Raw genomic sequence first — 7,312 nt, forward strand, 5'->3', positions numbered from 1 at the left:
ACTCGGCAACGAGCTTTGCAAAGTCATAGCCCCTAATTCTACTATCATAGCCAATTACAATCTTGGCAAATCCCTTGTTTAGCCCAAATTTGGCAACCCCAGCCGAGGTGATTAAAAGGGTTATGTTATTAAGGGTGTTTGGGCCCTTAAGGATGCAAGCATCAATTCCATCATTTTTAAGCTTTATGATCTCTTCTTTATTACCTGCCATCAAGCCCCTTATCCCACCGGTTCCAAAATCTAGCTTTTTTCTAAATGCATTAACCAGGTCTTCCCATCTTTTGTTTATAATTGCATTTTGTATTCCCGCCTTAAGATTGGGAGAAACCTCATCAATCTTTTTATCTTTCAGCCATTCCTCAAGATATGGCAGGGTATTTTTCTTTGCAGAATTGTAAAGCCCTATATCTATCTTACCATTTTCAAGGCTTTTCTTTAGATATTCATCAATGCCTTTTTCTGCTTCAGAAATCAATCTTTCAACCTCCATTTTTTAACCACGCCTTCCTTTGCATTTTTGATTCATCAAATATATATTTGAACAATTGCAAAGCTTTATTGTCAAATGTGAAATTCCTTCGTTCTAGGACAATTTTGGCTGTTTTTATGGCATTTTCTAAAGAGAAACAGCGACGAAGGAAATCATTTCCCCAAGCAAAGCTTGGAATCTCCTTTTCCATAATTAAGCCTCCTCCAAATAGGTTGCAGGAAAAGCCAATTACCACCCCAGTGTTTAAACAAACGCCAATTCCAATTTTGCTATGGTCTCCAATAAAGCAGCCAATTTTTATCCTTTTTGTTTTTGTAATAATGCCATTTTGTTGGACGCTAATTTCAGAATAATTATTCTTAAGGTCAGAATTTGTGGCTAATGCTCCTAAATTTACCCATTCTCCGATATAGGAGTGTCCGATAAAACCCTCATGGTATTTATTGCTATTTCCCATAATAATACTATTTTCTACCTCCCCTCCAATTCGACATCCACTTCCAAAGGAAGAACCACTTATCTTACCACCCACCAATTTGCATTCATCTCCTATAAAGGCTGGACCCTTAAGATATGTGAATGGTTTTATGGAACCCCCTTTTCCTATTATTACCGGACCTTCTCTGCTATCAATAACAGAAAAGGTATCGGCAGAAATATTGTTGTCTGCAAATATCTCCTTTCCATAAATAAAGGAGTCTCCTATATTGCCTTGCAAGCCTTTGTCCTTAAAATATTCATCAAAATCTGAAATTATCAATTCTTGGTTATGAAAGATTAAATCCCAGATATATGAGAATGTTAAGATATCAATTTCAATCGTTTTTAGCCCTTCTGTTATTTTTTTAGAGAAATCTTCTGAGCTATCTTTAAGCCTCTTTCTGAATTCTTCCTGTGACAAGACAATGGCTATGGGTATGCCATTTTTGACATAAGCAATAGAGGGATTGCTATTTTTAAGCTCCTTAATGAATCCTAAATCCTTTTTTTGAAATACACAAGAGCCATTGATAAGAATAGCTTTATCAAAATGAGGAATTTCAGAGTGATTAGCTAAATATGGCCTGCAAATGGTGAATATTTCAAAATCGCTGAAATGGTGTTTTATGCGTTCTAAATTTGTTTTTGCACCTGAAAGGAGGCTATAGGTAGGCCTTGATAGGGAAATTGGATAAAACCTTGAATAATTTTCATCCTCAAATACAATAATACAATCCATTTTTCTTGCGGGGGCAGGATTTGAACCTGCGACCTTTAGGTTATGAGCCTAACGAGCTACCACTGCTCTACCCCGCGATTATTTCTATTTTTCTGCCGGGGGTCGGACTCGAACTTCGGATTTTCTAAGATTCTTCATTCGCTTCGCTCATTCAGAACCTAACAAAATCTCTTGTTCTAAGGCCAGCCTCACTTCATCCTCCCATAAGGTCGGCGTTCGGCTGGCTTCGAGTCCTCTTACCCATCTTTCATTTTTCTTTCCTGTATCCTAAATACTGTCTTCTGTATTCTTGCTCCTGCCGGGGGTCGGACTCGAACCGACACGGAAAAAATTTCCAGTGGATTTTAAGTCCACTGCGTCTGCCAATTCCGCCACCTCGGCTTTTTTATATTTTACCAGCCAAAATTGTTTATGTCAAGAATAAGGTTTTTAACCTAGTTACAATATCAAAGGGAAGGTCTTATCCAATTGTGGCATACCGCCGCCAATGGAAGGTTCTTTTTCCAGCAGATATTTTTTTAATCACCCTCTCAATCTCTCCTTTATTTCCTCACCTAAGAGCTCCTCAAGCTCTGAGTATTTTTGCAGCACCCTCTTAATATCAAGTAAGTCCTTATCTCTCTTTATCTCATCACGCTCAGGGTCTTGCCAGGCCCAAACTTTACTTTTCAATAGGTCTTTCTTTTGAGCCACCTTCATCCTATAGCCTAACACCTGGTGTAGTTCTGCGTTCTTTATGAACTCTTGGTATCTTTGGTCTCGTTGGATCTGTATCCTCACATCCGAGGCTTGATGGGTGACCTCCCATGTATGGGGATAAGTCTTTACTTTGAAGCCTCTCTCTTTCAATCTTTCTTTCAACTTCTCTATTTGCCCTGCCACCACACAATCAAAATCTAAAGTAATCATAGGTTCACAGTATGCGTTAACTGCCACACCTCCTATCACGCAGTAAGGCACTTTTTTTCTATGCAGTATCTGCAAAAATTCGCCGATTAAGTCTCTCTTAGAATTGGTAACCCTATTATAGAACTCTCGTTCGTTCATCTCAATGAAGATGGACCTAAGCCCTTTATCTTCTCAGTCATCTCCTTGGCCACCTCGGCAAATCTTGGCCCCCCCTAGAGGAGCTCATATTATACATCTTAAGCCTCTCTCCACCAACACCAATCTCATCCAAAAGTCTTTTGGCCCGCTTTATCCTCTCAATAATGGCAGCAGAAAGCAATGATTTTGGCTCAAACCCCATATCTCTAAATATGATATGCAGGTCTTTTGCAAATCTCAATCTATTTTTAGACTGACTGGCCTGAAAAGATGATTACATATCTTAGGATAAACCCGCCTATCAGAACTCCAAGAGAGGCAATAATAGCTGGAATGGCCTCATGGGTCTCTTTTTTCTTATAATAGACGGAAAGAAACCCATAAAGTCCCAAGAAGAATGGGATGAGCAATCCAACAAGGACCACTCCAATCCAAACCCAGAGGTAATAGCCACCAGTAAAGAATACTTCAATAGCCTTGGCTCCTACATGACCAGTGGTATGCCAGCCCAAGAAGAGAGAGCCAAGGATAAAGCATTCCAATCCTATTAAAATTAAAAGAGCATCAAGCAACCCCAAGACCCCTAAGGCATGCCTTTTTTCTCTATCTTTGGCTCTGAGGAAATAGGTGACAAGGATCAATAAGGCTATACCAGTGGAGACCGCAGATGTATGAAATAATAAAGGCATAAGAGGGCTACTCCAGACAGGATTGAAACTGCAGGCAGAAATCAGAGCCCCAGTGTATAACCCTACGGCTGCTCCAGAAAAGAGTCCCACCAGCCCTATCGGCCACCTCAGCACCCTTCCTTCTTTGATTATCCAAGAGAGAAGATCGCCAACTGGGAAGAAGAGCCTTTTGGATAGATCCTGGGCCATCTTAGTTGTATCTGCCCACCACAAAAAGGCGTAAGCAGTAGAGAGTACTCCAAATATATTTAAAAATATTACCCCTAAAGACATTACTGAGGTTGGGTTAAAATAGATAAGTAAATGCCAAAATCGAAGAGGTCTACCCAGGTCAAAGATAAGAGATAGAATTCCTACTAATAGAGGAAAAGGGGCAATCCAAGCCCCAAATTTAGCAATACTCTGATATGCCTCTTTACGAGATAAGTCTGCCAAGATAGAGACAATGAATGTCCCTCCCGAGAGACCACCAAGAAATAGATCAATCGGGACTAATATACTCCATGTAAATTCTTTTTCCATATTATTTACCTCCTATTTGGGATATAAGTAACTGCTGGTTTGTTGCCATACTCACAATGAAAAATAACCGCTCCAGTTGCCTTAGCTTTTGATATCGCACTTTTAGGATCATTCAGATCTCCAAAGATTAATGCTTTACCCATACAGTTTTGAACACAGGCAGGTTCAAGCCCCTTTTCCAGCCGGTGTACACAGAAGGTGCATTTATCTGCTATGCCTGTGCCTTGGTTGAGATATCTTACTTTATATGGACAGGCCAGAATACAATATTTACAGCCAACACACCGATCTTTATTAATCAAAACAATCTCATCTTTGTTTCGATATGAAGCCTTCACTGGACAGACTCTGATACAAATAGCATTCTCACAATGCATACAGGCTACTTTTCTAAGGGTCAATGAGAAATTGGGAAAACTCCCCTCACATTCTTCCTCTACCCTTGTTCTGCTGTGCCAGTCAGGCACATCATTCTCTGCCTTGCAGGCAACTGTACAGGCATTACAGCCAATGCAGCGTGAAAGATCTATCACCATCCCATATCTTTTAGCCATTATTTATCCTCCATAAAAAAGTCTCTTGCTGTAATAGTCATATCTTTATAAAATTGTAGCTTAGTATTTTTTATTACCCGCTCAAAAAAAGTTGGAGCCCAAGATAAAAAATAACTCCTTCTAAACTCTTCTTCTTCCTGCTTTTTCCCTTGAGTCCAAAGATATGCCATAAACTCAAGCTCTGAACAGATATGGTCTGGGAGTTCTTTAAACTGAGCATTTAACCCAAGCCCTGCTTTCTCATATTCTGCTAATACCTGCATGGTTGAAGGGCCCATCAGCCTCCCATCTATATATACCGAACCATAAGGAGGAGCAATCATCTTTGGATAACTGTTAATGAAAAGCCTGGTGTATTCTATCCGGAGTTCATCCAATGAATAATCTTCACCTAAGCTCCTAAGCAAAACCTCATCTGGATACAAAAAACATTTTGAAATCCCAAGGTATATCTGGGGTCGTTCATTTGCCATCATGCCTTTACCACCTCTACAAATGTATCATGAAAGGCTGAGCCACCGGTAATGTCTGCTTTAGCACTTTCTATTAGCGCTGCTTGAGAGCCACCCTTATTATAAGCTAACCTCAAGCCGGGTGAAAAATGACCAAACCCCATCACCATATAAACACAATCCGGCCGGATGCGGTCTGTTACTTTGAGTTTGATCTTTGTGCTGCCTACCTTACTCTTTACCCATACATAATCACCATCTCTTAATCTCTTAGCCTGAGCTACCTTGGGATTCATCCATAATTCGTTCTCTGGGTAGATCTCATGCAACCATTGATTATTCTGGGTCATAGAATAGGAGTGGACAGAGTGTCTTGAAGTAATCAGCCTAAATCTTCCAGCAGGAGGTTGTAGATTAGCCTTATAAACTGGTAATGGATGATGTCCTTTCTTTTTCAGGATATTTGAGTATAGCTCTATCTTGCCCGAAGGGGTGTTAAACTTAAGCTGCCTTCCTCTACGGTATGGAGAGAAGCCAGTTTTTGGTTTAAAAACACCATTTGCTTTAAGCCATCTATAATCAACCCCTAATGGCTCTACCTGCTGGTTTATGATATCAGTTACATCTCTATATTTAAAATACTCTCCTATCCCCAATCTTTCTGCCAGTTGCTTAAATATCCACCAACTCGGCTTAGAATCAAACATAGGTTTTATTGCTTGCTGACGCAAGGCTACAAATGGGGTTGGGTAGGGTTCACTTGCCTGAACTGGGTCTGTCCGCTCAAGATAAGTACATTCTGGAAGCACAACATCAGAAAATAGAGCTGTCTCTGAAAGTAAGACATCTATAGTCAAGGCAAAATCAAGTTTTTTGAATACCTCTATTGTTCTGTTTGTATCTGGCATATTGAGCATGGGGTTCATCCGAATATTCACCCAGCCCTTAATGGGATATGGCTTTTCAAAATAGGCATTATCCCTGGCATTCTGGAGCAAGCCTTCTTCAGGAGTCCAGATATACTTTGAAACTTCATCTATTCTGGGAATAGATGGCATCTGCGGGTGATGTTCTGGGGTGCCTAATTCAATCTTCTCCTTAAGGAAGATTCCACCAGGTGCCCCCCAGTTACCGGCTAATACATTCAGGATATGAATTGCCCTACGGATCTGAACATCATTCTTATGCCAGGCTGTTCTCCAGCCAGGATGAACCAGAGCACTTGGGGCAGCTTGGGCAAACTCTCTTGCTACTTCTCTAATCACTCCGGCATCGATGTCGCACTCCTTCTTAGCCCATTCGGGAGTATATTTTTGAATGAATGCACGAAGTTCCTCAAACCCAAATGTATTCTCTTGGACAAATTCCTTCTGATAAAGTTCCTCATTTATGATGACATTAATTCAGAGAAAGGAGAAGCGCTAAATCCGTCCCGGCTTTTATGGGAAGCCATCTTCTTGCCTTTGATGAAGTTACAGTAAAACGAGGGTCTACATAGACCATTTTTGCTCCATTTGATAATGCCTCAATTAACCATTGGGTATGAATATTTTCGAGACTCTCTAAGATATTATGTCCAAGAATGATGATGTATTTACAGTTTTTAATATCAAGCCCAGGATGCAAAAATAATGGAGTACCATAGGTAACCTTTTCGGCGATGATTCTGGAGATAGCACAAAGGCTTAAGTTGGTAATCAGATTTGGGCTGCCAAACCCATAGGCCAGATTGTGATAGAGGCCACCAGTAAGCATATGGGAATAGGTAAAAAGAACAGCTTCTGGCCCGTATTTTTTCTTGATCTCAAGCAACTTTTGAGCCGAATAATCCAATGCCTCATCCCAGGATGCCCTCTTCCATTTATTCTCGCCCCGACTACCAGCCCTTATTAGAGGGTATTTTAGCCGATCAGGATCATATACCTGCTTTATAATTGCATTCCCCTTGGCACAAATCTTTCCATAGTTAAAGGGGTGATCAGGATTCCCCTCGATCTTCTTGACCAGGCCATCTGCTACCTTGATCCTGGTCCCACACCTCCAGGCGCAGTATTCACAGATAGAATAGACCCATTCTTCCTTCTGCTTAACTGCTGCTTCAGCCAAGCTAACCAAGTGGCGAAGCTTTGGGTCAAACAGGAAGTATCCTGTTTCTGCTCCAATCAACTTGATGAAGTCTCGCCTTGATATAGACATCTTATAGTATCTTCCATCACTTAGTGCAAAAATAGTATTTAAGAAATTTTGAATTCTAAATTTTGAATTTTGAATTGAAAAAGGTTAAGTTTTATAAAATTTTGAATTCTAAATTTTGAATTTTGAATTGAAGGTTTAAGTTT

The 7,312-nt window shown here is 40.3% G+C and carries 9 protein-coding genes and 2 tRNA genes; all 11 read right to left on the reverse strand.

Annotated features, from left to right (window positions below; translation table 11 throughout):
- Positions 1-490, reverse strand: a 490-nt coding sequence (locus tag AB1397_01660) for a hypothetical protein (protein ID MEW6481702.1), incomplete at its 3' end; no start/stop codon positions are given.
- Positions 480-1,709, reverse strand: coding sequence for a putative sugar nucleotidyl transferase (locus tag AB1397_01665; protein ID MEW6481703.1), 1,230 nt, complete (start codon positions 1,707-1,709; stop codon positions 480-482). The genes AB1397_01665 and AB1397_01660, both read right to left, overlap by 11 nt.
- 5 nt (positions 1,710-1,714) lie before the next feature.
- A tRNA-Met gene (locus AB1397_01670) sits at positions 1,715-1,786 on the reverse strand.
- A gap of 219 nt (positions 1,787-2,005) precedes the next feature.
- Positions 2,006-2,090, reverse strand: a tRNA-Leu gene (locus tag AB1397_01675).
- A 141-nt stretch (positions 2,091-2,231) separates the two neighbouring features.
- Positions 2,232-2,756, reverse strand: coding sequence for a hypothetical protein (locus AB1397_01680; GenBank protein MEW6481704.1), 525 nt, complete (start codon positions 2,754-2,756; stop codon positions 2,232-2,234).
- A 37-nt stretch (positions 2,757-2,793) separates the two neighbouring features.
- Positions 2,794-2,958: a hypothetical protein gene (locus AB1397_01685; protein MEW6481705.1), complete on the reverse strand. Its 165-nt coding sequence runs from the start codon at positions 2,956-2,958 to the stop codon at positions 2,794-2,796.
- A 46-nt stretch (positions 2,959-3,004) separates the two neighbouring features.
- Positions 3,005-3,967 (reverse strand): NrfD/PsrC family molybdoenzyme membrane anchor subunit, encoded by a 963-nt coding sequence (nrfD, locus tag AB1397_01690; GenBank protein MEW6481706.1) that lies wholly within the window; start codon positions 3,965-3,967, stop codon positions 3,005-3,007.
- Positions 3,968-3,972: 5 nt separating this feature from the next.
- Positions 3,973-4,521 carry a 4Fe-4S dicluster domain-containing protein gene (locus tag AB1397_01695; protein MEW6481707.1) on the reverse strand — a complete coding sequence of 183 codons (549 nt, stop codon included), beginning with the start codon at positions 4,519-4,521 and terminating at the stop codon, positions 3,973-3,975.
- A complete protein-coding gene (locus tag AB1397_01700) occupies positions 4,521-4,994 on the reverse strand; it encodes a molecular chaperone TorD family protein (GenBank protein ID MEW6481708.1) in 474 nt (157 codons plus the stop codon). The genes AB1397_01695 and AB1397_01700 overlap by 1 nt, the downstream gene beginning before the upstream one ends.
- Positions 4,994-6,238, reverse strand: coding sequence for a molybdopterin dinucleotide binding domain-containing protein (locus tag AB1397_01705; protein MEW6481709.1), 1,245 nt, complete (start codon positions 6,236-6,238; stop codon positions 4,994-4,996). Before AB1397_01705 ends, AB1397_01700 begins: the two co-directional genes overlap by 1 nt.
- Positions 6,239-6,371: 133 nt before the next feature.
- Complete coding sequence (locus AB1397_01710; GenBank protein ID MEW6481710.1) at positions 6,372-7,169, reverse strand: molybdopterin-dependent oxidoreductase; 798 nt, start codon at positions 7,167-7,169, stop codon at positions 6,372-6,374.
- Between the last annotated feature and the right edge of the window lie 143 nt (positions 7,170-7,312).

It is taken from the genome of bacterium, assembly GCA_040756715.1.
GTDB lineage: Bacteria > UBA9089 > UBA9088 > UBA9088 > UBA9088 > JBFLYE01.

Coding starts and splice junctions, on each gene's coding strand:
- AB1397_01665 (MEW6481703.1), bottom strand. CDS start 1,709: ATGGATTGTATTATTGTATTTGAGGATGAAAATTATTCAAGGTTTTAT.
- AB1397_01680 (MEW6481704.1), bottom strand. CDS start 2,756: ATGAACGAACGAGAGTTCTATAATAGGGTTACCAATTCTAAGAGAGAC.
- AB1397_01685 (MEW6481705.1), bottom strand. CDS start 2,958: ATGGGGTTTGAGCCAAAATCATTGCTTTCTGCTGCCATTATTGAGAGG.
- nrfD (MEW6481706.1), bottom strand. CDS start 3,967: ATGGAAAAAGAATTTACATGGAGTATATTAGTCCCGATTGATCTATTT.
- AB1397_01695 (MEW6481707.1), bottom strand. CDS start 4,521: ATGGCTAAAAGATATGGGATGGTGATAGATCTTTCACGCTGCATTGGC.
- AB1397_01700 (MEW6481708.1), bottom strand. CDS start 4,994: ATGGCAAATGAACGACCCCAGATATACCTTGGGATTTCAAAATGTTTT.
- AB1397_01710 (MEW6481710.1), bottom strand. CDS start 7,169: ATGTCTATATCAAGGCGAGACTTCATCAAGTTGATTGGAGCAGAAACA.